At 68.2% G+C, this 23212-nt stretch carries 16 protein-coding genes; 11 read left to right on the top strand and 5 right to left on the bottom strand.

Features of this window, described 5'->3' with window-relative positions; genetic code table 11:
- The first annotated feature begins 18 nt into the window (after positions 1 to 18).
- The 6 genes from STH_RS17360 (at position 19) to STH_RS11125 (ending at position 10387) form a co-directional block, all read left to right on the top strand.
- On the top strand, positions 19 to 1113 hold the full coding sequence (locus STH_RS17360; protein ID WP_050742250.1) for a tripartite tricarboxylate transporter substrate binding protein: 1095 nt from the start codon (positions 19 to 21) through the stop codon (positions 1111 to 1113).
- A gap of 207 nt (positions 1114 to 1320) precedes the next feature.
- Positions 1321 to 1851, top strand: a complete 531-nt coding sequence (locus STH_RS11145) for a GNAT family N-acetyltransferase (RefSeq protein ID WP_011196352.1) — start codon at positions 1321 to 1323, stop codon at positions 1849 to 1851.
- Between the two features lie 267 nt (positions 1852 to 2118).
- Positions 2119 to 3600, top strand: a complete 1482-nt coding sequence (locus STH_RS11140) for a TIGR02677 family protein (RefSeq protein WP_011196351.1) — start codon at positions 2119 to 2121, stop codon at positions 3598 to 3600.
- A complete protein-coding gene (locus tag STH_RS11135; RefSeq protein ID WP_011196350.1) occupies positions 3600 to 4862 on the top strand; it encodes a TIGR02678 family protein in 1263 nt (420 codons plus the stop codon). The genes STH_RS11140 and STH_RS11135 overlap by 1 nt, the downstream gene beginning before the upstream one ends.
- A gap of 15 nt (positions 4863 to 4877) precedes the next feature.
- Positions 4878 to 9083: a TIGR02680 family protein gene (locus tag STH_RS11130; protein ID WP_011196349.1), complete on the top strand. Its 4206-nt coding sequence runs from the start codon at positions 4878 to 4880 to the stop codon at positions 9081 to 9083.
- Positions 9080 to 10387 carry a TIGR02679 family protein gene (locus STH_RS11125; protein ID WP_011196348.1) on the top strand — a complete coding sequence of 436 codons (1308 nt, stop codon included), beginning with the start codon at positions 9080 to 9082 and terminating at the stop codon, positions 10385 to 10387. Before STH_RS11130 ends, STH_RS11125 begins: the two co-directional genes overlap by 4 nt.
- Positions 10388 to 10632: 245 nt before the next feature.
- On the opposite strand, the gene STH_RS11120 is transcribed toward STH_RS11125, so the two are convergent.
- The 3 genes from STH_RS11120 to STH_RS18855 are packed head-to-tail and all read right to left on the bottom strand — an operon-like array spanning position 10633 to position 11664.
- The gene (locus STH_RS11120; RefSeq protein WP_011196347.1) at positions 10633 to 11202 is read right to left on the bottom strand and encodes a YeeE/YedE thiosulfate transporter family protein; all 570 of its coding nucleotides are present in this window, start codon (positions 11200 to 11202) and stop codon (positions 10633 to 10635) included.
- Entirely contained in the window at positions 11203 to 11484 is a 282-nt protein-coding gene (locus STH_RS11115) for a YeeE/YedE thiosulfate transporter family protein (RefSeq protein ID WP_011196346.1), read from the bottom strand.
- Between the two features lie 6 nt (positions 11485 to 11490).
- Complete coding sequence (locus tag STH_RS18855; protein ID WP_011196345.1) at positions 11491 to 11664, bottom strand: hypothetical protein; 174 nt, start codon at positions 11662 to 11664, stop codon at positions 11491 to 11493.
- A 177-nt stretch (positions 11665 to 11841) separates the two neighbouring features.
- Between STH_RS18855 and STH_RS11105 the strand changes: the two genes are divergently transcribed.
- On the top strand, positions 11842 to 13026 hold the full coding sequence (locus STH_RS11105) for a copper amine oxidase N-terminal domain-containing protein (RefSeq protein WP_011196344.1): 1185 nt from the start codon (positions 11842 to 11844) through the stop codon (positions 13024 to 13026).
- A 14-nt stretch (positions 13027 to 13040) separates the two neighbouring features.
- A complete protein-coding gene (locus STH_RS19955) occupies positions 13041 to 15524 on the top strand; it encodes a hypothetical protein (protein ID WP_083766072.1) in 2484 nt (827 codons plus the stop codon).
- A 43-nt stretch (positions 15525 to 15567) separates the two neighbouring features.
- Here the strand turns inward: STH_RS19955 and STH_RS11095 are convergent, their stop codons facing one another.
- On the bottom strand, positions 15568 to 17226 hold the full coding sequence (locus STH_RS11095) for a transposase (RefSeq protein WP_011196341.1): 1659 nt from the start codon (positions 17224 to 17226) through the stop codon (positions 15568 to 15570).
- A 176-nt stretch (positions 17227 to 17402) separates the two neighbouring features.
- Between STH_RS11095 and STH_RS11090 the strand changes: the two genes are divergently transcribed.
- The 3 genes from STH_RS11090 (at position 17403) to STH_RS11080 (ending at position 21462) form a co-directional block, all read left to right on the top strand.
- Positions 17403 to 17678, top strand: coding sequence for a DUF262 domain-containing protein (locus tag STH_RS11090; RefSeq protein ID WP_043713936.1), 276 nt, complete (start codon positions 17403 to 17405; stop codon positions 17676 to 17678).
- 107 nt (positions 17679 to 17785) lie between these two features.
- On the top strand, positions 17786 to 19030 hold the full coding sequence (locus STH_RS11085) for a copper amine oxidase N-terminal domain-containing protein (RefSeq protein WP_043713935.1): 1245 nt from the start codon (positions 17786 to 17788) through the stop codon (positions 19028 to 19030).
- Complete coding sequence (locus STH_RS11080; RefSeq protein ID WP_083766071.1) at positions 18979 to 21462, top strand: hypothetical protein; 2484 nt, start codon at positions 18979 to 18981, stop codon at positions 21460 to 21462. The genes STH_RS11085 and STH_RS11080 overlap by 52 nt, the downstream gene beginning before the upstream one ends.
- A 146-nt stretch (positions 21463 to 21608) precedes the next feature.
- Here the strand turns inward: STH_RS11080 and STH_RS17355 are convergent, their stop codons facing one another.
- Positions 21609 to 23210, bottom strand: coding sequence for a CAP domain-containing protein (locus STH_RS17355; protein WP_011196337.1), 1602 nt, complete (start codon positions 23208 to 23210; stop codon positions 21609 to 21611).
- Positions 23211 to 23212 lie beyond the last annotated feature (2 nt).

Genomic DNA, 23212 nt, shown 5'->3' with positions numbered 1-23212 from the left:
AGGAGGAGGATCCTTGGTATGAGGCATTTCCACAAGGTGTTGGGTGTCGTTCTCGTCGCCGGCATCGTCTTCATGGCTGGCTGTGGCAGTTCGGGCACGAGCACCGACGCCACGTCCCCGGCCAGCACGGAACAGAGCGCCACACACGGGACCCCCGCCGAGCAGACCGCCAGCCAGCAGACCTCCACTGAGCCGGCCGGCCAGGAGGAGACCAAGACCTGGAAGCCGGAGAAGGCCGTGACCCTCATCGTGCCGTACTCGGCCGGCGGCTCCACCGACGTACTCGCCCGCGTGGTGGAGAAGATCTGGCCCAAGTACGTCGACCAGCCCCTGACCGTGGTGAACCAGCCCGGCGGCAGCGGTTGGGTGGGCCGTGAGGCCGTGGCCAAGGCCGCGCCCGACGGGTACACCCTGATGATCGGCTACGGCTCCGGCGAGGACCTGATCGCTCCGCAACTGCGCGAGGCCCCGTTCGACCCGATCAACGACTTCCAGCCGATCGCCCTGCTCTCCAACCACGCCATCCTGTTCGCGACGTCCACCGAGTCTGGTTACGAGACCATGGAGCAGCTACTGGAGGCGGCCAAGTCCGCTGAGGTCACGGCGGCCCTGTCCGGCGTCGGCAACCTGATGGACATTACCGTGCGCGCCGTGGCCAAGGCGGCCGGGGGCGAGATCACCGGCGTGCCGTTCGCCGGCGGCGGTCCGGCTACCACCGCCATGGTCGGCAACCAGGTCGATTTCGGTCCCGGCCACCAGTCTGAGTTGATGCCGCATGTGAAGGGCGGCCGGTTACGGATCCTGGCCGTCGCCAGCCCCGAACGGGAGTCCATGCTGGCTGACGTGCCGACCCTGAAGGAGCTGGGCATCGACTACGTTAACGCCGGCTCGCTGAAGGGCATCGCCGCCCCAGCCGGGCTGCCCGAGGAGATCCTGGCCTACTACGAGGACCTGTTCGCGAAGATTACCTCTGATCCGGAGTTCCAGCAAGCCATGGCCGATGTCTACCAGCCGGTGAACTACAAGAATCCCGAGGAGTTCGGGGCCATGATCAGGGAATACTACGAGATGTACAGCCGTTTGATCAAGGAGCTGGACATCCACGTCGAGTGAGGGCTGAACCCGACTCCGTTTCGCGCGCTGGCGCTCGCGCCCGGATTCCCTGATGGGGCCCGGGCGCGTTCGCATGCGTTGGATTCCGTCCAATCGGGGGTGCGATAGAGCCGGAAGTGTCATTGTATGCCCGAGGCCTGCCGGGATAGACTATAAGTGAAAACAGTAACAATAGTCGCAGTCGTATTCGGAAGGTGGGGGCTGCTTATGCCAGCCGTTCTGCAGCACAAGTCGACGATCACTGTATCCTGGACGGGGCGTCTGGTCACGATCCGGCCATGCACGCCTGAGGATGCGCCCCGCGTCGCCGCCCTGTACGATCGCCTGTCGCCTCGGGCGCTCCGCCTGCGCTACTGCTCAGCGGTGCGGATCTCCGGCGAGGCCGAGGCGGCACGTCTCTGCAACAGCGACCCTGCGGACCGGGCGGTTCTGCTCGCCCTGAGCGAGGGCGAGGTCATCGGCATCGGCGAGCTGGGCCGCATGGACGAGGACTGCGCCGAGATCGCCCTCCTGGTGCGCGACGACTGCCAGGGCGAGGGCATCGGCACGGCCCTGGGCCACGAGCTGGTCGAGGTCGCCCGCGAGCTGGGGTACACCCGCCTGCAGGCGTACATGCTGGCCGAGAACCGGGGGATGCGCCGGATCATCGCCAAGCTGCCCTTCACCCGGAACTGGGAGGGCAGTTGGGGCGAACTGTGCGTCACCGTGGAGCTCGAGAGCCCCGCGACCGTCGGCTGAAGAGCCCCGCAGCCCGGCGGTCACGCGGTGAAGGGACCCACGACAAGCCCATACCGCAGGAGCGGCCCGGGAGGCAGGGTGGCCTGCCCCCCGGGCCGTGGCGCGCCGGATCGGTCGCGTGCGGGGCCTGAGGTGACCCACTGCTGATGCGCACGCCCCGCCCGGGCATCGTGCGGATCGTCTCGGTCACGGCACCTGCCAGCAGGATCCGGAGGACGCGACGGGGAAACTCGATCGATAACACCAGAACCATGAAGAGGTGACCTCATGCCGCCTCGCGCCGTCACCGCCGAGATGCCCGAGGCCAACTACCTCATCGGCCATCCCGACGGCAAGTACTACCGGCTGCTGATGCGCTGTTTCTACGAGCGGAGCCTCAGCCACATCACCTACGTGCGCACCGACGACCTGGTCGCCTTCGTACAGCAGTACCTTCCTTACGATGATGCGACTTGCCGCCAGCACCTGGACCAGATGGAGAAGTGGGGGCTGGTCACCCTCATCCCCGAACAGAGCAAGCCGGCCAACCTGATGGAGCTGCGGCAGAAGCCGCGCGTCTACCAGGCCAGCCGGATCGCCCTGCGGCTGGAGGCCCTGCGGGCGGAGCTGGAGCAGGAGGAGGGTGCGGCCTCCCTGGATCCCGCTGCGCTGGATCTGCTGGTGCAGCGGGTGCGGGAGCTCGCGGACTTCATCGAGCAGGATGGCCTCCACCGCGATGGTGCGGCGCCTGAGGCGCACCGGCTCTGGGCAGGCGTCTACGAGTCGTTCGGCGCCTTCTCCCGGCGAATTCGGGAGTACCTGGAGGACCTGCCCCGCCACCGGCCCAGGGAGGTGCTCGACTACGAGGCGTTCCGCGCCTACCGGGACCTCCTCATCCCGTACCTGCAGGACTATGCCAGGCGCCTGTTCGACCGGCGGGAGCAGCTGCGGATGCGGCTCCGCGTGCTGGCGAGGAGCAAGGAACTGCTGGCGACCACGGCGGCAGTGGTCGAGGCGCAGCAGGTGCGGGCCGACGGTTCCCGCCCCGACTTCGACCGGCAGAAGGAGCGGTTCCTGCGGGAGATCGACGCCCTGATCGGCTACTTCGGCGACCAGGGCGACGTGGACGTGCTGCTGGAGCGGGCCCAGGCGTGGGTGTCGGAGATCACCCGGCACGCGCGCCGTCTGTCCGAACAGCATCTGGGCGGCTCTGTACGTGAGCAGACGCTCCTGGACCTCGCCCGGCGCTTCAGCGAATGCACATCGCTGGAGCAGGCCGAGAGCCTGGCCCAGGTGGTCTTCGCCGCCACCCTTCCCCTGCACTGGCGGGGCGAGGCGCCGCCGCCGGCGGACAAAGACCCGTGGGAGGCCGAGCCGGTGACCGTGCCGCTTTACGCCGTGCGGCGCGGGCAGCGCCCGCGCCAGCAGCCCGAGGCGACTGCGGACCGCACCAGCGAGGCCCTGCAGAAGATGCTGTCCGCCAAGGCCGAGCGGGACCGGGCCGCCCAGGAGCTGGCCGAGCTCTTCGGCGACGAAAGCGAGCTGGACCTGGGCGACCTGACCGTCCGCGAGCCTCGCCAGCGGCAGCTGCTGCTCCGCCTGCTCTACAAGGCCCTGTCCCAGCAGGGGCCGGTCGGCGTGGGCTACCGGAACTGGAGCGTGACCGCCGAGGTGAAGGCCGACGCCCCGCTGGGCCGGCTGTCCGCCGCCGACGGCACGGCCACCCTTCCGCACGTCATCCTGCGGCTGCACAAAGGGGGTCCGCGCTGATGGCCACCACCGGCGCCGCCGAACAGCGGCAGCTTGCCCTGCAGGACCTGATGGACCGCTACCTGATCAGCCAGGCCGACGAGCCCGAGGCCTACCGGCGGGTCGCGCTGCACGAGGGCTACCTGAAGGCCTGGTTCCACGAGCGTCCCCGGTGGCGGATCCTGTCCGGACGGGGGGTGTACCGGCTCGAGCGGATGCCCTCCCAGGTGCTCTTCCACCGGGGCCTGCCCCGGCTCCGTTCCCCGCTGTCCTATGCCTGCCTCTGCTGGGTCCTCTGGTTTGCCGAGACCCTGGTGACCACCGCACGCGACTGGTTCGTGATCTCGGAACTGGCCCAGCGGATCGCCACCGTGTCTGAAGGCCGCTTCACCCTCGCTGAGCGGTCGCACCGGGAAGCCCTGGTGCAGGCGCTTCAGTTTCTCATCGACCTGGGCGGCCTGCTCCTGCGGGATGGCGATGCCGACCGCTGGGTGGCCGGCCAGGACTACCTGGGCGAACCCCCGGAAGTGATGTACGAGTTCACCGAGATGGCTCCCCGCCTCCTGGCCAACTTCAGCTACGAGAGCCTGGCCGTGGCGGTCACGGCTGACCACGGGCGGCGAACCGCCCCGCCCACCGGGGAGGAGGCGCCCCCGCTGACCCGGGCCTGGCGTGCCCTGCTCCTGGGGCCCGTCTTCTGGAAAGCCGACGATCCGGAGGCCTTTGCCGCGCTCGAGGCGAACTACGAGGCCGTCTACCGGGACCTGGAAGCCTCCCTGGGCTGGCAGGTGGAGCTCACTTCGAGCTTCGCCCGCATCTGGCGCACCACCACCGCCCGCCACGCCGGCGCGGTGCTGCTCGACCTCTACCCGGACCCCGGCGAGGAGGCGGAGGAGCGGCACACCCGCTACCTCTTCCATCCCATCCTCCTGCTCCTGGGCCGCTGCCAGGAAGGCGTGGCGGCAGGTCGCTGGTCGGCAGACGCCGACGGGGCGGTGGCCATCTCCGCCGGCGAACTGGAGGATCTGCTCACCGAGCTGCGGAGCCAGCACCGACCGTCCTGGGGCGCGGCATTGGGCGCCCTGTCCATCGCGGAGTTGGTGACGGTGGTGCTCTCCGAGATGCGGCGGATGGGGCTGCTCCGGGGCCCCGACCGCTTCGGCCGCTGCTGGCTGCTGCCGGCGGCCGCCGGAATCCGGGGGCGGTATGTGACCCGGGAGACAGGCGCCCGCAGGGCGCCGGAACCGGAGCAGCCTCAGGCCCAGCAGATCAGGCTGTTCTGAGCACAGGAGGTAGCCATGGCACTCTGGCAGCGTCTTGAACTGGACTTGGAGGAGGAGCGGCGCGCCATTCCCGGCGGGCCGCAGGGCTGGCGGCCCGAGCGGCTCATCCTGCGGGACTGGTGGCACTGGCGGGACCAGGAGTTCGGGTTCGCCCACGGCCGGCTCGCCCTGACGGGGCAGAACGCCGGGGGCAAGTCCTCGCTGCTGGCGCTCGCCATCCCCGTGCTGCTGGACGGCCGGACCGAGCCGGCGCGGCTCGATCCGGCCCAGAGCCGCGACCGGTTCCTGCATTACTACCTGCTGGGCGCCGACGGTGCGGAGGCGGGCAACCCCGACGTGTTCCGCTACGAGGCGCGCACAGGCTACATCGCCCTGGAGTTCTACCACACGGTGGATCAGCGCTTCCTGACGATCGGGATGGGCGTCTCCGCCTCCCGGTCCAGCCCCCGCAGGATCACAGACTGGTGGGGCTTCCTGCTCGTGAAGGGGCAGCGGCTGGGTCGCGATTTTGACGTGCGCGGGGCCGACGGCACATGCCTGGGTCGGCGGGAGTTCGCGCGGCTGGTGGGCGACGGCGGGATCGTCGTCACCGAGAAGGCCGAGTACCAGCGGCTGGTCAATGATTACCTCTTCGGCTTCGAGGGGGATGACTTCGACGCGCTCATCGCCATGCTGCTGCAGGCCCGGCGGCCCAAACTGGGCGAGCAGGCGGGGCCCGATAAGGTCTGCGACCTCTTGCGCCGCTCGCTCCCGGGCATCTCCCCGGACCGGCTGAGCCGGGTCGGGGAGGTGGTCAACAACATCGAAGAGTACCGGCGCAACCTGGCGGACGTCACCGAGAAGGCGGAGGCGGTCGGCCGGGTGGACGCGGCCCTGTACGCCCTCGCGGAGGTGCTGGTGCAGGAGGCGGCTGTGCAGTACCAGAGCGTACAGGGCTCCCTGGGCGGCGTCGTCGGCAGGCTGAAGGAGGCGCGGGCGAGCCTGGCGGCCGCCGAGGAAGGCCTGGCCGCGCTGGAGGAGCAGGGGCAGAACCGGGCGCGGGAGCAGGCGGCCCTGGAGGCCGAGGTGGAGGAGCTCCGGCAGGGCGAAGGAGCCGACCTGCAGGACCGGCTGCGGGACGCGAAGGAAAGAGCCTTCCAGGCGGCCGGCCGCGCGGCGGAGCTGGAAGGGCGCCTCAGGGAACAACGTGAGCACCTGGAGGAGGCCGAGGCCCGGCGGCGGCAGACGGCCGCCGAGTTCGACGACCGGCGGCGGGCCATGGCCGCTGAGGTGGAGAATCTGGCCCGGGAAGCCGAGGGATTGGGCTGGCACGAGGCGGCCGGCGAACTGCGGGAAGCCCGGAAGGCCATCGTGGTGCTGGCGGTGGACGATCCGCCCGCCGTGGTCGAAGGCGCCTGGCCCGACTCCAGGCTCGTGGTGGAAGCCGAGGACCTGCAGCGGGGCTTCGCGGATGCGGCCAGGGCCCGCAGGGCCCTGGATGAGGCCGAGCTGGCCTTCGCCGTCGCGCAGGAGCGCATCGCCGATCTGCGCGGGCGAGCCGGTCTGGCCGCCGACGCCCTCGAGGCGGCAAAAGACCGTGCAGAGGCGGAGCGCGAGTCGCTCATCCTGCAGATCGCCGCCTGGCAGCAGGAGAGCCGCGTGCTGGCGCCCAGCGATACGGACGTCGCGCGCCTGACCGCACGGGTGCAGGCCCTGGAGGCGCCGCCGGCCGGCGGTGTGCATGAACTGGTGGAACCGATCCGCGACCTGGCGGCGTACAGGAAGCGGCAACTGGAGGCCCGGGTCGCATCCCTGGAGGACGAACTGCGTGCGGCGCAACTGCGGGTGGACCGGTTGGCCGAGCGGCGCGCGGAAGTGGAGGCCGACGCCGGCGATCCGCCCCGGTCGGAGGTGCGGGCCCGGGCACGGCAGGGCGCGCCGGACCTGCGGCCCCTCTTCCGCTGGGCGCGGTTCCGCCCGGGCGTGCCGCAGGACGTGCAGGCCCGGGTGGAGACGGCGATTCTGGAGGCCGGCTGGCTCGACCTGCTGGTCCTGCCCGGGGCTGAATCCGGCGCGGGCGAGACTCACGCCGGCCAGGCCCGGCCAACCGATGCCCGGGTGGCGGATGCCGTGATCCTGCCCCGGCCCGTGGCGGGCCCGTCCCTGCTGGAGGTGCTGGAGCCCGAGCCGGGTGCGCCGGCGACGGTGCTGGCTACACTGGCCTCCATCGGCTGGGGCGAGGGGACCGGCGACCGCTGGGTCTCCCCGGACGGCCGGTGGCGCAACGGCGTGGCAGAGGGGCAGGTGGGCCCCTGGGTCCAGGAGGAAGCCGGCTACCTGGGCGAGGAGAACCGCATCCGCCGCCGGGAGCGCCGGCTGCGGGAGGTTGACGCGGCGCTGCAGGAGGCACAGGCCGCACTGGCCGCGGTCGAGGCGCGGCGGCGGGAGGCTGCCGACGCCGTCAAGGTCGTGGACGCGGAACTGGAGGCGCTGTACCGCCTCCCCTGGCAGGCGCTGTTCCGCGCGCTGGATGACGTCCTGCGGCGGGAGGAGGAGGCGCAGCAAGCCAGGCAGGCCGTGGAGGACGAACAGCCGAAGGTGGCCCAGGCGGAGGCCGAGGTGCGTCGCCGAACGGTGGCCTTTCACCAGGTGGCTGCCGATCTGCCCCAGGCGGCGGGGCTGGACTACGAGGGCCTGATGCAGCGCAGGCAGGACTTCGCCGCCATGGGAGCCAGGATCGGCCGGCTCACGGCGCATGCTGAGGCGCTCGTGCGCTGCGCGGCCGACTACCGGTCCCAGACGGAGCAGCTGCAGCGGGACCAGCAGAGCCTGGCCGCCCTGGAGCGGGACATGGAACGCATCCGGCAGGAGCAGGCCGCCGCGGCGGCCGCGGTGAAGGCGCTGGAGCAGCGGCTGGCCGACCCCGACCTCCGGGCCCGCCAACAGCGGCTGGAGCGGGCGCTCGAGCGGCTGAGGGCGCTGCAGGCCGAGGCGAAGCAGGCCAGCGAACAACGGGGCCGCCTGGAGGCGCAGCGGGAATCCGCCCAGGGACGCATCGCCGAGCTGGAGCCGCAGGAGGAGGCTTTCCGGCGCGAGCTGGGCCTTCGGCTGGAGCAGGTGCGCAGGCGGCTTGGGCTGCACCCCCTGCTCACGCCCTACCTGGAGGCGCTGGACCGGGAAGGCGTGGTCAGCACCATGCACCGCCTCGCCCGGCTGGTGGAGACGGAAGACCTGGAGCAGGTGAAGAGCCTGCGGCAGGGGGAGTTGAACGAGGTCGTCCATGCCTGCCGGGATCTGCTCCGGGACTACGTTCCCACCTGGAACCCTGAGCGCACCAGCCTCTCGTTCCGGCACGAGCGGGTGCCCATGACGGCCACCCAGCTCCGGGAGCGGCTGGAGGCCCGCGCCCGGGAGTACGCGGAGCTGATGGAAGAGGAGCAGCGGAAGCTGTACGAGGACATCATCTACCAGGGGATCCTCGACGAGCTGCGGCGGCTCATCCGGGCAGCCCGGGAGTTCACCCGGCGGACCAACGAGAAGCTGAAGGGCCTGCAGCTCAGCAACGGCGAGCAGCTCAGCCTGCGGCTCAGCCTGCTGCCGTCCGACCAGATGCCGGGCGCCCGCATCGCCCACGAACTGGAGCAGATGGAGCAGGGCAGCCGCTGGCTGGACGACCAGAAGCGCGAGGTCCTGCTGAACACGATCAAGGAGGAGGTAGAGCGGGTGCGGGAGGCCGCCAGGGCCGGCGGAGAGGAGATCGGCTACCAGGAGGCGGTGGCCCGGGCCCTGGACTACCGGAACTGGTATGAGTACCAGCTCCTCAGCCGCATGCCCGGCGCGAGCGCCCCGGTGCCCATCCGGACCCGGGGCTTCGGCCAGCGCTCCACGTCGGCCAAGGCCTGGGCGCTCGCCGTCCCGGTGCTGGCAGGCGTGGCGGCGCGGTACGACGCGTCGCCCCGGACCGACCTGCCCCGGCTGGTGGCTCTGGACGAAGCCTTTGCCGGCTTCGATGCCAACAACCAGAAGAACTATCTGGACTTCCTCTCCCAGCTGGGCTTCTGCTGGATCATCACCGCGCCGGACGAGCTGCCCTACAGCGAGTCCCTGTCGGCGGCCATGACCTACCGCATGAGCCTGGAGGGCACCCTGCACACCGCGTTTCCCATCCTCTGGAACGGAAGCGTGGCGCGGGAACCCCTGGCCGACCTGGGGCCGGAGCCTGGAGAGGGGGCTGAGCCGTGAGCGCGCGAGAGGCCTTTGCCGCCATGCGAGAGGCGGGACTGGAGCCGGTCCTGGCCGCGGCCCGGCAGAAGGTTTACGAGGCGGACGGCCTGCGGGGACGGGTACGGCTGACACTGGGCGCGGCCCAACTGGACGAGCTGGCCAACCTCCTGGGGCGGGTGTCCGTCCGGGACGGGCAGGTGCTGGTGCCCCTGCAGGACCTGGACGCAGCCCTCACCCGGAGCCGGTTCCGGACAGGCCTCCTGGACGTGCTGGAGGCAGGGTACGGTCCCATCGTGACCCGGCGGCAGGAAAGGGAGGCCGCGGCCTCCCGGTGGGCCTCCTGGCTGAAACAGGTGGGCGACGCGCTGCCGCCGGTGGACGGGGTGCGGGCGTGGTTTGAGCGGGTGGTTGCCGGCGAGAGCCCCAGCGCGCGGTGGGTCCGGCGGGTATACCGGACCGATGCCGAGCAGGCTGCACGGGCGGTGGCGGCGGTGGGCACGGCCCTCGCCCGCCTGCCGGTCGACCGCGGTGAGCACGAGCTGCTGGCGGTGTTCGCCGCCAGTCTCGCCGGCGATCCTCACGCCTTCGACGAGAAGGAGCCGGCCGGCGCGCTGCTGGAGCATGCCCTGCGGGAGCGGTTCGGTCCTCCCCCGGAGGAGCTGCGGCCTCACGAGGCCCGGGCGTTCCTCCTGGATCAGGCGGGGCTTGGCGCCGACCAGGTGTCATCCACCGTCCTGGTGGCCCACCTGGCCGGGGCGCGCTGGGCGCCTGCGCCGGGGGCATCTCATCCCATGGTGGCGGCGATGACCGCGTGCACCGGCGCCTGGGCCGTGACGCTGGGAGAGCTGCGGCGCTGGTCGGCCGCCAGGGCCCACCGGGGACGGGCGTATGTGGTGGAGAACCCGCCGGTCTTTGAGTGGCTGCTCAGGCGGCTGGCGGGTGCGCCGCCGGAGCGGCGGGCCACCCTCATCTGCACGGGCGGTTTCTTGAGCGCCGCCGGCTTTCGCCTGCTGGATCTCCTGGCGGCGGAGGGGACGGAGATCTGGTATGGCGGGGATTTCGACCGGAGCGGCATCACCATCGCTGTGGGACTGGCCGCTCGGTACGGCGGGCTGTTCCGCCTGTGGCGGTTCGGACCGGAGGACTATCGGGCCGCGGCCCTGGGCCCGGGTGGACAGCCCCTCTCGGAGGCGGACCGGGCTGCCCTGCTGTCGGTGACGGGGCCGCTGGCTCCTACGGCCAGGGCCGTGGCCACCGGCGGCGTGACGGCGTACCAGGAGCGGCTGGTGGAGGTGCTGGCGCAGGACTTGATGGAACAGTGAACACCCCGGATCAACTCCCGGGAAAGGGAGGGTGATCCGGGGTGTCATATCATGACGCAATACATGTGGCAGGCGCCGTTCCCCGTCTTGGGGTGGCGTCTGCGGGATCCCGCGCGCCCATCCGTGAGCGCCCTTTTTTCGTGCAGTGTTGCGCTGATCTCGTGGCCACACACGGGAACTGGCCCACGCACGGGAAATGGCCTGGGGGACCCCCTCATAACTGGCTTGGGGGCCTCCCTCTGGCGCTAGTCGTGGCCCAGCTTGGCGAGGTCCGGGATCTCCGCCTGCTTCGGCCTGGTCAGCCGGTCGAGCAGGACCACGCCCGCCAGCAGCAGGAAACCAGCGCCGACTCCGGTTACGACGGGATTGAGGCCGAGCAACTCGGGGAGCGTGAGCTTCCCGAAGTTGAGCGGAGCGATCAGGAGCGGCTGCAGCGGCTCGTAGAGGAGCGCGTAGGCGAAGGATCCGGCCAACCCGCCGGCCACGGCCCACCAGAAGCGCCTGTCGCCGCCGGGCAGCGCCGCGAGCATCGTGCCGGGGCAGAAGCCGGCCACGGCCATCCCGATTCCGAAGAGCAACCCGCCGACGACGATGCCGACCACGTAGGTCGTCTTGACGGAGAAGTTGACGATGCCGAGGGTGCTCAGGGGGAAGACCAGGATCAGCGTGACGCCCACCGCCGTCAGAAGGAGCTTCAGCATGTGAAAGTCCATGAGGGCCAGCGCCCCCCGGATGCAGGCCTGGGACGCGACCCGGGAGCGGCGCAGGATGAAGCCGAAGGCCGTCCCGATGAGGAGACCCAGGAGCAGTTCCATCTAGCTCCACCTCCGCTTGAGCAGCAGGGCCGTCGGGATGCCGCCCGCGAAGACGGCGGCAGCGAACAGGAAGCCTGCGATCGAGAGCTGTGCCATGCCGCTCAGCACGTGGCCGGTGGTGCAGCCGCCGGCCATCCGGGCGCCGAAGAGCACCAGGAAGCCGCCCCGGAAGGCCGTCAGCGGGCTGGTCGCCGACAGGCCGGAGCCCGTGTTGGCCGCCGGCTTTTCGCCGGAGAGCTGGTATGCGAGGAATCCCCCGAGCGGGATGCCGAGCACCAGCATGTGTTCTCAGCCGATCGACAGGGGGATCGTCTGGAAGTACGCGTTGGCCTCGACAAAGCCGGGGAACAGGGGCTTCAGGGCGATGGCCAGGCTGGACGGGAACACGGTCGAGACGCCCATCGGCTTGAGGAGTACCATCGCCAGGGTGGAGAGGAGACCGAGCGCGATGCCCCCTGCCACCAGGTCCAACTCCGCACACGCATCACTCCCTCCGAAAGTACAATACGGGGTATAGTATACCTGGTTGTCGCGCTTTTGGCAATCATCGCTGAGCGTGTGGGGCTGTGTGAGAACCTGTGCGGAGGGGAATCCGTATTGGTTATGTGAGAACCAGTTTGTGGGGGAGAGTCAAGGGACATGCAGAGGGGATACGCACGCCGCGCCAGGCAGTTGGCCTGCTTGGTACTCGCGGCCCTGCTGCTCCACACGCCTGTGAGGACGGGGGCCGCGGAGGAGATGAAGCCGGAGGTTGCGGAGTATCCGGCTGAAAACTACGAGCCCGGTCCGGGCTGGCCGGAAGGGTGGACGCCACCGCCGCCTCCGGAGGGGATGTCTGAACAGATGCGGGCTGAGGTGGAGCGGATCCTCAGGGAGCACCCGGACATGTATGACAGGTACGACTGGTGGGTGTGGGATCCGCTGCCTGCGTGGACGAACGAGTATCCTTGGTTCTGGCGGGAAGACAAGATGGGTTGTGGAACCACGTTGTACGTGTTTGCTTATCCGGTCCCGGATACACAGCTGATCACAAGGGTGTTTGGTCGATCCTTTGGCTGGTCGCGACTCTACCTGAAACCGTGTCGGTATGAGCCCATCCAGTCGATAACTGAGACGCGCGAGCTCAGTGAGGAAGAAAAACTGGCTGAAGAAAGGGGCATCGAATACGAGTACTGGATGGACAAGTCGCATCCGGGACTGGGGCGAGATGACGGTAGGGCCAGCAACGGCAGTCCAGACCACGTCTTCGTCTACTTCAACCAGGGCGATGCCTCGAAGCGGTTTGACACGCCTGCTTACCTGGACACCACTGTCAACAGAGTGCGCGTACCAATCAGGTTCATTAGCGAGATGATGGGGGCCGAAGTTTCGTGGGACCAAGCGAAACGGCAAGTGACAATCTATTTCCCCGCTGTCACGCGCGAGGTGGTGAAAGCTGTCCCGGCCCCTGGGTACGACTATCCCGACCTATTCGATCCCGAGGCGTACCTTCCTAATGGTCATCGCTTCCTTCTTGAAAAGCAGACTATCAGCACCTCAGAACGGACTATTGTGCTGACCGTTGATCATCCGGCGGCAATCGTGGATGGAATGGAAATACCCCTGGATGCACCACCCGTAATTCGGAACGATCGGACGATGGTGCCTGTCCGTTTCATCGCTGAACAGATGGGAGCGAAGGTCTACTGGGTCGGAGCTGAACCTATTTTCCGGCGTGATGACGGCAGCATGTCAGGTACCTATCAGGTTCACATTTTCACGCCATTCTTTCCCCTTTTCGAGTACCCGAGCTGGTACCTGGAGACTCGAGCGGTTCGGTACTAAGGGGTGAATGGCGTATGAGGTGGCCGCGGTGGGTAGCGGCTGTGCTTGGCTGTGTGCTCGTTGTAGCCACCGGTTCCAGGGCGACAGCGGGCGATTGGATTACCAAGGGCGGTTCACCGCAACGCATGTCAACCGAAATCAATCCGTATGGTTTGATCGAGTTAACGCCGTATTGGGAGACGCAGCCGTTGGGCGAGAGCGCCACGCAACCAGTGTTGGTCGACGGGGTCATATACCACCTGGCAGGTGACTACCTCTGGAAGTTGAAACTGGACGAGGTCCACCCACCTTACGCGCATGCTTCTCCGATCCAGGAGCCGGTTTCCAAACTTCCAATCCCATTTAACAGGGCACCCGCCGGCCCATCTATCGCCCCCCAGTCCAGCCCTAGTTACAGCCCGGAGACTGGCGTTCTCTACTTTGGTACTGGCTACGGTTGGCTCTGGGCGTATCACACAACAGAAGGATGGGCTCGGCCAGCCGAACTGGAACTGGGCTGCCCCATCGTGGGATCCCCGTTGGTCATCCACGACCGGGGGAGGGATATTGTGGTGGTGGCTGATCGCCCAAACTACCCCGGAGAGGAGAACCGGCCGAAAGGACGGCCCCTCTGCCCCCGTAACCACGGGAAAGTCTGGATCGTACAGGGGTTGGATCAGCTTAACGGGTCAGTTCACCGACAGGCATATCAAGCAGCGACGAGCAAGGAGGTTGAAGAAGGGTTCGGCGGCTTCATCACGCCATCTGCGGTGTTAGCAGTGCCGCATGGGGAAAACCCAAGCTTCGTCCTCGGCACGGACGGCTTCGAGGGTGGGCGGGCGTTGCGTCTGGCCCTCGACCGGGAAAACAATTATCGCCCGTACCGTGTCTGGACGGTAGACGGATCTTCTGGCTTTGCCGGTAACTTTACTTCCGACGGTACCAACGCGTACTGGTTAGATACAGGCGGCCGATTGTGGGGTGCCCATCTGGAGCGGGGTAGCGAACCCGAAGGCTGGTCCAGCTACTCCATCTCCCTGCCCACCCTCATCGGCGCCAGGAACGCCTTCACCAACACCGAGCCCGCCATCGAGATCCGCCAGACCCCCAACGGCCCCGAAACGCACCTCTACGTCACCCTCCGCAACTACACCGACACCGGTGTGGGGCTGCGCGACGGACCCACCGGCGCCGACGGCGCCGTCGTGGCGCTCGGTCCCGGCGGCGAACTGAAGTGGTACCGCAAGTTCGGCCCCGCGGACCGGCTGAACGGTCGCAAGGCCTCCCTCAACACCGCACCGCTGGTCCTGGTCAGCCGAGCGGCGCTCATTTTCGGCGACGTGAACGGCTACATCTACAGCTACGCGCTGGACACCGGCAACCCGGCCGGCGGCGACGGCCGGCCGACGGTCATCCCTCCGGAAGGGAAAGCGCCCACGGACCGGCTGTTCCTGCTCAAGAACAACGAGCAGCCCAACACGGGCCCCTACAATTTCTCCCAGGTTTCCGGCGTGGGCGTGGACCCCGCCTTCGCCAACGGCCTCATGCTCGTGGGCGTCAACTACGAAGACGCCGGCGGAACCTCCGGCCGGCTGGTGGCCTACCGGGCTGGGGAGACCTACGACCTGCTGTGGCTGGATGCGCCGGAGCCCATGAAGCTTCAGCCGGGCAAGCCGGCCGCCATGCAGCCCCGGCTTCAGCTGGAGATGACCGAGCGGACGCTCTCAGCGCTCTGCCCGGGCCCGCTGTCCGTCCAGTGGTACCTCACGGACCAGAGCGGCCAGCCCATCCGCCCCCTCGGGGCGACGCCTCTGCCCGGAGACCTGGCCCCGCAGCAGCCCTACCCCGTGCCGGTGACGGTCACCCTGACCGGGAGCGATCCCGCCGAGGGCCAGATCGTGGGCGTCATCGACCTGCCCTCCGTCTACGCGCTCAGCGCGCCGCACACGGCCAACCCCAGGCTGGTTGTCGCGCGGGCCATAGCGGAGAAGATGGGGCTGACGGCTGAAAAGAGCTGCGCAGGGGCGGTGGCGGAGGTGGTCGAGCGGGAGGGCGAGCCCGGGCCGGAGGGCGGCCTGGCCAATAACGTGCTGATGGTGCCCTACACCAGTCAGCAGCCGGCGCAAGCAATCGTGGATGACCCATCGGTGGTGGAACTGGCGGTTCCCGAGATCGTAGAGGCAGGCCGGCCGTTCGAAGTGGGCATCTACCTGGGCTACCAGAACAACCTGGGCCGCACCGAGATCCGGGTCCCGCTCCGGCTCTGGGCGCGGCCTGCTGCGGGCGGGTCACCGCCGGCAGGCGGCTGGCAGGCGGTGACCATCGGCCGGTTGCCGTGCTGCACCCTGAAGCCCGGCACGATCCCTGGCCTGAGTGCGGGCACGTGGGACATCATCGCCGAGATCGACTACCCGGATGACACCCGCCCGGAAAACAACCGCCTCATTCGACGGGTGGAGGTGCACAGTTCGCAGGGGGGCCAGAGAGGCGGCGCGGAAGGCGGCGCCATCACGGACTGAGGCCGTGTGACCCTCCCCGCAGAGTTTGTCGGCAGGGTCTAGCTCAAGTTTCACGCGAACAACTCGACATTCGTGGTGTTAAAAGGGCGTATGGGTAGGGAGTGGCCCGGTTCAGGGTAATCTCAGCTCCAGCCAGGGGAGTACCCCGGCTGAACACCAACCGCAGCGTGTCGCCGAGGCACCGAATGGTTGCTCGGCACCGGGCCGCTACTCGTACCAAGAGTCGACTCCCCGCCTCGGCCAGTTTGGGCGAGTTCGTGCTCAGAAACCGCCAAGCCCAGCGCACCAGGTTGAAGGCGAACAAGACCAGCTGCGTGAAGGCGGCGTTGGCCTCATACTTCCGCATCCGAGGAGTACCAAAGTGGAACGTTCCCTTCCACTCCTGGAACCCGGCTTCGATGGTCTGCCGTCCATGGTAGAGCTTGACGACCTCTGTCGTGGTGAGCTCCTCAGGCTGGAGCGTAGTCAGGATGACGCTGCGGACCTCCCGGCCATCGGCGTCCCAGCGGCGCATGGCGACCAGTCGCACCGGATACGGTGCGAGCAAAGTGGGGCCAGGTACGGTAACGGCTTCGGAGGCAAACCGGTTCTTCTCGACTTCAACCCAGCCCTCCGCCGGCACGGCGTCGAAGAGGCGCTTGTAGGCGGGATTGCTTCCGGAGTAGGACTTGATGGTGAACTCGTATCCCAGCTCCAGCAGCCGCTGGATCACCTCCGGCGTGCCAAAGGCGCTGTCGGCTCGCAGCACGATCCGGAGGGGAGCCGGGTTCGTCCGATTCTCCTGCCGGTACTGCCGGAGTCGCTGGTTCACTTCACGGAGGTGCTGAACCTCCTCCTGGAACTCACGCTGCAGCTTCTGCTTCCGGCGGGCGCTGCCCTTGCCTGATACCGTCTGCAGTTGCTGATACAGCTGCCTGACCCGAGCCTTCTGCTGAGCCAGGCATGCCTCGACCCATTCGACTCGCCGCAGGGGACGACCAATCCGGGCTTCGATCCTGGGAATCAGTTCGAGCAGGCAGGCGCCGGAACGGCTGTTGGCCTTGCCGGACTTGAGAAGGCCGTCGATGGCAAAGCGCTGCTGCTTCCCGCTGAGGAAGGCGGCTGCGATCTGATAGCCTCGGGCCAACTTCCCCTGGATGTAGCCGAAGTCGGTACCGGTGTACTGCCTGGTCTCGCCCCGAACCTTCTGGCCGGTGAGGTCAATGTCGACGATGACCATTCCGGAGCGGTCTGGACCTGCTACGGCAGCCACCTCCTGCTGAAGCAGCGGGGCCTGGATCTCAGCGAGTGCGTCGGAAAGCTGCTGAACGTTCTCCTCCGTCAGCTTGCTGAAGGTCGCACAGACGGTGGAAAAGTGAGCAAAGCGTTCCTGCCCCCAGGCTTGAGCTACGGCAGGATCGGCAACCAGCGGCTCAGGGTCGAAGTTGAGATCCTTCATGTAGCGACAGTTGCCGAGAATGGCAACCAACGCCTCGACCACCTTGTCAACCGGCGTGTGGGCGTAGGTCTTCTGCTTGATGCGCAGGTGCCGATTCAGGATCTCAACCAGGTTGAGCCTTTGAGCTACCCAGCCAAGAGCGACGAGAAAACCATGTCGGGTGGTGGACTTGATGGCTTGCGCAGCGATGTTGGGTGTCGTACCATGAGACTGCATCAGTCGAACCTCCACATGGTGGATTGGGAGCGGCCACACTCCCACCATGTATCATTGGTTCTGACTGATGCTTTTTCAATGGGTTTCCATTGCACGAAGTCCGGGTTATTCACGCGAAACTTGAGCTAGCCGGGGAGAGGAACCACCGACCGAGGTGCCTAACCAATACACATGCCAACGTCAGGAGCGGCTGGCCCCGCCGCTCCAGGGAGGTGGAGCACGGCGTGAAGATCTCGATCATCCTTTCCCACATCGACACGGGCCACATCGCCTTGCCCGAGTTTCAGCGCGGCTACGTCTGGAACCGCGATCAGGTGCACGGCCTCTTCGACTCGCTGTGTCGCCGGCACCCCATCGGTGGCCTGCTCGTCTGGGTGACCGAGGCCAAGTCGGCGGTGCACCGGGGCGACGGCCCCCCTGGCCTCCGGCGTCCTCAAGCTCCTACTGGACGGCCGTCAGCGCGTCACATCTGGTCCGTGGGTAGGCGTGTCGGCGATTAGCGTTCCAGTTGACGGGATGAGCGCCGCAGTAACCCCCTGAGCAAACCTCGGCTCAGGGGTTTTCGTATTGGTTAAGTGAAAACGGTACGTGGGGGTCGATGAGGAGGATGATGGGGCAACTCAGGCGCCGCGCCATCGCGTGGACGTGGGCGGTGCTCACCATCATGCTGCTCGCCAGCCCAACAGCGGTGGGCGAGACAGAACAGAAGCCGGAAGTGGCGGAGTACCCGGCCCAGAACTACGACCCCGGTCCCGGCTGGCCGGATGGGTGGTCGCCGCCGCCCATTCCGGCGCAGATGTCCGAGCGGATGCGGGCAGAGATCGATCAGGTCCTGCAGGAGCGGGCGGATGAGTTCGATGGCTTCGAGTGGTGGGTGTGGGACCCGCTGCCTGCCTGGACCCAGGAGTATCCCTGGTACTGGGAAGAGGACTGGGTGCCGTGCGGGAGGACGATCTACGTCTACGCCTACCCGAAACCCGATACCCAGTTGATCCGGCAGGTCTACGGGCGTTCGTTCGGTTGGTCGCGCCTGTACTGGAAACCATGTAGGTATGAGCCGATCAACTCCATTACCGAAGCCCGGGGGCTCAGTGAGGAAGAAGCGCTGGCAGAAGGACGGCGAGCAGAGTACCTCTACTGGGTGGACAAGTCGCATCCCGGACTCGGACGGGATGACGGCAGCAGCAGTAACGGGAACCCCGATTACATCTATGTCTTCCTCAATCAAGGCAACGCGTGGAAGCGGTTTGATGCTCCGGCTTACCTCGACACTACGGTTAACCGGGTGCGGGTTCCGATTCGATTCGTCAGCGAGATGATGGGCGGCCAGGTCTTGTGGGACGAAACCGGCCGGCGGGTGACGATCCACTTCCCGGCCGTCACCCGCGACGTCATGAAGGTCATCCCGACTGAAGGATACGATTATACTGACCTGTTTGATTATGAAGAGTACCTGCCGAACGGTCACCGATTCTATTTCGAAGAGCGCACGGTAAGCACCCCGCAGCGCACGATCGTGCTGACCATCGACCATCCCGTCGCGGTGGTGGACGGGCAGGAGGTGCCGCTGGACGCCCCGCCGGTGATTCGCAACGACCGGACCATGGTGCCGGTCCGCTTCATCGCCGAGCAGATGGGGGCGAAGGTCTACTGGGTGGGTGCGCAGCCCATTTTCCGCCAGGACGACGGAACGATGTCGGGAACGTACCGTCCACATCTTCACGCCGTTCTTCCCCCTGTACGAGTACCCGAGCTGGTACTTAGAAAACCGGGCTGTTCGGTACTGAGGGGGATCGACAGATGCACTGGAGACGCTGGCTCGCAGGGCCACTTGCGCTTCTCTTGGTGCTGATAAGCACGGGCCAGGCTGGGGCGGAGGACTGGATCACCAAGGGCGGTACGCCGCAGCGTATGTCGGTGGTGGCGGAACCGCTTGGCCTGACAGAGATCACGGTCTACTGGGAGACGAAGCCGCTGGGCGAGAGCGCCACACAGCCAGCGGTGGTGAACGGCGTCATCTACCACTTGGCGGGTCCCTACCTCTGGCGTCTGGAGTTGGATCAACTGGGCCGGCCGAAGGGGGACGCCACCGCGGTCACCGACCCGGTAAAGGCGTACAAGATTGAGTTCAACCGGCCGCCCGGCGGTCCTGTAATCGCCCCGCAGTCCAGTCCGACCTACAGCCCGGACTCGGGGGTGCTGTACTTCGGCACCGGATATGGTTGGCTCTGGGCCTATAACACCAGGGAGGGGTGGTACCGCCCCGCTGAACTGGACCTGGGTTGCCCCATCGTTGGATCGCCTCTCGTCATCCACGATCGGGGGCGGGATATCGTGGTGGTTGCCGACAGGCCCAATTACCCAGGAGAGGAGGATCGACCGGTAGGGAGGCCGCTTTGTCCCCGTAGCCACGGCAAGGTCTGGGTGGTTCAGGGACTGGACCGACCAGACGACGTAGTTCGATGGCAGAACTATCAGGCTCCAACCACGAAACAGGCCGAAGATGGCTTTGGGGGGTATATCACACCATCGGCCGTATCCGCCCCAGTCCACGGGCTAAATCCAAGTTTCGTTGTTGGTGCGGATGGCTTTGAAGGTGGAAGGGCAATCCGGCTCGCCTTGGACCGAAACAACGACTACCGGCCCTACATGGTCTGGGCCGTCGACGGCCCCGCAGGCTTCGCGGGCAACTTCACCACAGACGGCACCAACGCCTATTGGATGGACACCCGCGGCCACTTGTGGGGAGCTACCCTCCACAAGGGTCATGAACCCACAGGCTGGGGCACCTACTCCATCCCCCTACCCGCCCTCATCGGCGCCAAGGCCGCGTTCACCAACACCGAACCCGCGGTGGAGGTCCGCCAGACCCCGGACGGCCCCGAAACCCACCTCTACGTCACCCTGCGCAACTACAGCGACACCGGGGCCGGCCTCCGGGACGGCCCCACCGGCAGCGACGGCGCCGTGGTGGCCATTGGCTCCAGCGGCGAGCTCAAGTGGTATCGCAAGTTCGGCCCTGCTGACCGGCTCGACGGGCGGATGGCCTCCCTCAACACCGCCCCCCTCGCCCTGGTCAGCCGCGGGGCGCTCCTCTTCGGCGACGTCAACGGCTTCTTCTACAGCTACTCCCTGGACAACGGCAACCCCAGCGGCGGCTCCGCCCGGGCGGCGCTGATCCACCCGGAGAGCCGTACCCCCGTCGACCGGCTGTTCCTGCTGAAGGCTGGGGAGCGGCCAAACGTCGGTCCGTACAACTTCTCCCAGGTCTCCGGCGTCGGCGTCGACCCCGCCTTCGCCCACGGCCTCCTGCTGGTCGGCGTCAACTTCGAGACCGACGGCGGAACCTCCGGCCGCCTGGTGGCCTTCCGGACGGGGGAGAGCTACGACCTGCGGTGGCTGGATGCGCCCGCTCCGCTGGAACTGACCCCGGGCACGCCGGTTGCGCTGGAGCCGCGGCTGCAGCTGGAGATGACCACGCGCACCCTTGCAGCCCTTTGCCCGGGTCCCTGGACCGTGCGCTGGTTCGTGACGGACGCGGACGGCCAGTTGGTCCGCCCGCTGGGGGAGGTGCCGCTGCCGGGAGAGCTGGGGCCGCAGCAACCCTACCCGGTGCCGCTCACGGTGACCCTGGCCGAGGGGGATCCGGCCGAGGGCTGGATTGTCGGGGTCATCGATCTGCCCACCGTGTACGCCCTGAGCACGGCCCACACGTCCAACCCCAAGGTCGCGCTGGCTAGGGGGATGGCCGCGGCGCAGGGGCTGCCGGCGGAGAAGACCTGCGCCGGCGCGGTGGCCGAGCTGATTGAGCGGAAGGGGGAGCCCGGCCCCGAGGGCGGGCTGGCCAACAACGTGCTCATCGTGCCCTACGCGATCCGGCAGCCTGCGCAGGTCGTCGTCGACGACCCGTCGGTGGTGGACCTGGCCGTGCCGTCGATGGCCGACGCGGGCCGGCCGTTCGAGGTGGGGATCTACCTCGGGTACCAGAACAACCTCGGTCGCAGCGCGATCCGGGTCCCGCTCCGGCTCTGGGCGCGGCCGGAGTCCGGCGGGTCGGCGCCGGCCGGGGGATGGCAGACGGTGACCATCGACCGGATGCCCTGCTGCACCCTCAAGACGGGCACGATCCCGGGGCTGAGCGCGGGCACCTGGGAGATCGTCGCCGAGATCGACTACCCGGAGGACACCCGGCCGGAGAACAACCGGGTGATCCGCCGGGTGGAGGTGCTCTCGTCCAAGCCTGTGGAGGCGGGCGGCCCGGAGGGAGGGGCGATCACGGACTGATCCCGCACGCCCCAACCCCCGGCGCGGGCGGCCCGCACGCCCGGGCCGCGCCCAGCACGGGGCGGCATGAGCGACTGCACCCATGCGCAACACGGGAAAGGGCCCGGCCGCTGACGGTCGGGCCCTCGATCTCTCTATGCTGCGGTTCAGTGGCCGCCCACGTGCGCCACGCCGTTGACGAGCCGGATCTCCACCCCGGCCAGCCGCTGGACGAAGGCCTTGTCCACGTAGACGACGCCGTCGTACGGCTGCACCGGCAGCGAGAGCCGCACCCGCTCGCCGGCCACCCAAGCCGTGACCCGGCCTGGCGTGTAGGCCCCGAACCGATCGCCCAGGCGCCAGTACGTCCTGCCCGGCATCGACGCCGGCTGTCCGGCCGGCTCCGGTTGCGCCCCCAGGGCGGCCAGGGCGTCCTCGGGCACCAGCACGGCACCGTTAGGTGCGAGGAGCGCGGGCACGTCCAGGGATCGGCCCGCGATCTGCAGGGGCACCGTGCGGTACGGGCTATCCGCGCCCTTGCGGAGATTGCACCCGGCGGCGAGAGGCACCGCCGTCTCGGAGCCGCCCGGACTCACCACCAGCAGCTCGGTCCCATCGCCCGGGCAGCGGTCCGGCAGCCGGAACGTGGCCGAGCCGTCGTCCGCCACCTGCAGCCCCTGAACCGGCAGGCCGCCGGCGTAGACCGCCATCCCTGACCCGAAGCCCTGACCCTCCAGTCGGATCCCATCCATCCAGGTGGTGAGGCTCCGGACCCGCGGCGCATGGCTGTCCGTCCCCGTAGAGAAGGACCACGAGCGTGAAAATGGCTGCGGTCCCCCGCCCCGGTCCACCAGGCCCTGCATCCGCACCGTGTAGCGGCTCCTGGGCCGCAGCGGTTCGGCCGGAATCAGGGCGACTGTGTCGGTGAGCCGGTCGTCGCTGACCGGGTCAAAGCGCAGCACCGACACCGCACCGTCCGGTCCGTGCAGGGAGGCTTCGGTCAGCCTGAGCGACCGGACCGGCCCGGGGAAGGTCAGGGTGATGGGATACCCCACCGGCCCCGTCACGCCCGGGTGGAGGAGGAAGGGGTCCGGCACCTCGCGCCCGTCCCAGTGGGTGGGGACGCCCGTCTGTCCGGGATGCGGCCAGGCCACGGACCCAGGGGCCGCAGTCGCCGAGGATGGCCCGGGCGACGACGGGGCAGTCCCGCCGTCCCGCCCGCCGGAGAGCGGGACGACGCCGTAGTCCAGCACGTTTACATATCGCCCGTCGGCACTTGCCGCCACGCCGTACCCCAGCGCGACGGTGTTCGGGCTCAGCAGCGGCAGCCTGTGGTAGAGGGTCTGGAGCCAGCCGTCCACCGCCGCTTCGGCGGGGCCGGCGAAGTGGATGATCTCCCCGACGCCGCCCCGGTACCCGTTCGCGGCGGCCCGGTCGACGGGCCGGAGGCCGGTAAAGCCGGGGGAGCCGGGGGTCTCCCCGTGGGCGCTGGGCTCCCACTGGTCCGGGTTGGCCGCCAGGTACTCGGCGTGGGCCTGGGCGGCAGCCCCCAGGGCCGGGTCGTAGGTGACCGGCGGCAGCCCGGCGGCGGCGCGGTACCGGTTGATCATTTCCAGGGCCAGGCGGGCCTCGGGACCGGGACCGGGGCCGGGCAGTTCACCAGACGGACCGGGACGCAGCGCAGCGACGGTTCCGTGGGAGAAGCCTACGGAGAGCAGAAGGAGACTGGCCGGAAGCATGCGGAGAAGGCGGAGAAGAGCTCGCTGCACAG

Origin of the sequence: Symbiobacterium thermophilum IAM 14863, assembly GCF_000009905.1 — a bacterium.
Lineage (GTDB): Bacteria > Bacillota > Sulfobacillia > Symbiobacteriales > Symbiobacteriaceae > Symbiobacterium > Symbiobacterium thermophilum.
The sequence above is the reverse complement of the archived record's forward strand: the minus strand, read 5'-3'. Positions and strand labels throughout refer to the sequence as shown.

Excerpts from the sequence above, each read along its gene's own strand:
- STH_RS11095 (WP_011196341.1), bottom strand. The coding sequence starts at position 17,226 with ATGGTGGGAGTGTGGCCGCTCCCAATCCACCATGTGGAGGTTCGACTG.
- STH_RS17360 (WP_050742250.1), top strand. The coding sequence starts at position 19 with ATGAGGCATTTCCACAAGGTGTTGGGTGTCGTTCTCGTCGCCGGCATC.
- STH_RS11120 (WP_011196347.1), bottom strand. The coding sequence starts at position 11,202 with ATGGAACTGCTCCTGGGTCTCCTCATCGGGACGGCCTTCGGCTTCATC.
- STH_RS11140 (WP_011196351.1), top strand. The coding sequence starts at position 2,119 with ATGCCGCCTCGCGCCGTCACCGCCGAGATGCCCGAGGCCAACTACCTC.
- STH_RS19955 (WP_083766072.1), top strand. The coding sequence starts at position 13,041 with ATGAGGTGGCCGCGGTGGGTAGCGGCTGTGCTTGGCTGTGTGCTCGTT.
- STH_RS11080 (WP_083766071.1), top strand. The coding sequence starts at position 18,979 with ATGCACTGGAGACGCTGGCTCGCAGGGCCACTTGCGCTTCTCTTGGTG.
- STH_RS11085 (WP_043713935.1), top strand. The coding sequence starts at position 17,786 with ATGATGGGGCAACTCAGGCGCCGCGCCATCGCGTGGACGTGGGCGGTG.
- STH_RS11130 (WP_011196349.1), top strand. The coding sequence starts at position 4,878 with ATGGCACTCTGGCAGCGTCTTGAACTGGACTTGGAGGAGGAGCGGCGC.
- STH_RS11145 (WP_011196352.1), top strand. The coding sequence starts at position 1,321 with ATGCCAGCCGTTCTGCAGCACAAGTCGACGATCACTGTATCCTGGACG.
- STH_RS11115 (WP_011196346.1), bottom strand. The coding sequence starts at position 11,484 with ATGCTGGTGCTCGGCATCCCGCTCGGGGGATTCCTCGCATACCAGCTC.
- STH_RS11135 (WP_011196350.1), top strand. The coding sequence starts at position 3,600 with ATGGCCACCACCGGCGCCGCCGAACAGCGGCAGCTTGCCCTGCAGGAC.
- STH_RS11105 (WP_011196344.1), top strand. The coding sequence starts at position 11,842 with ATGCAGAGGGGATACGCACGCCGCGCCAGGCAGTTGGCCTGCTTGGTA.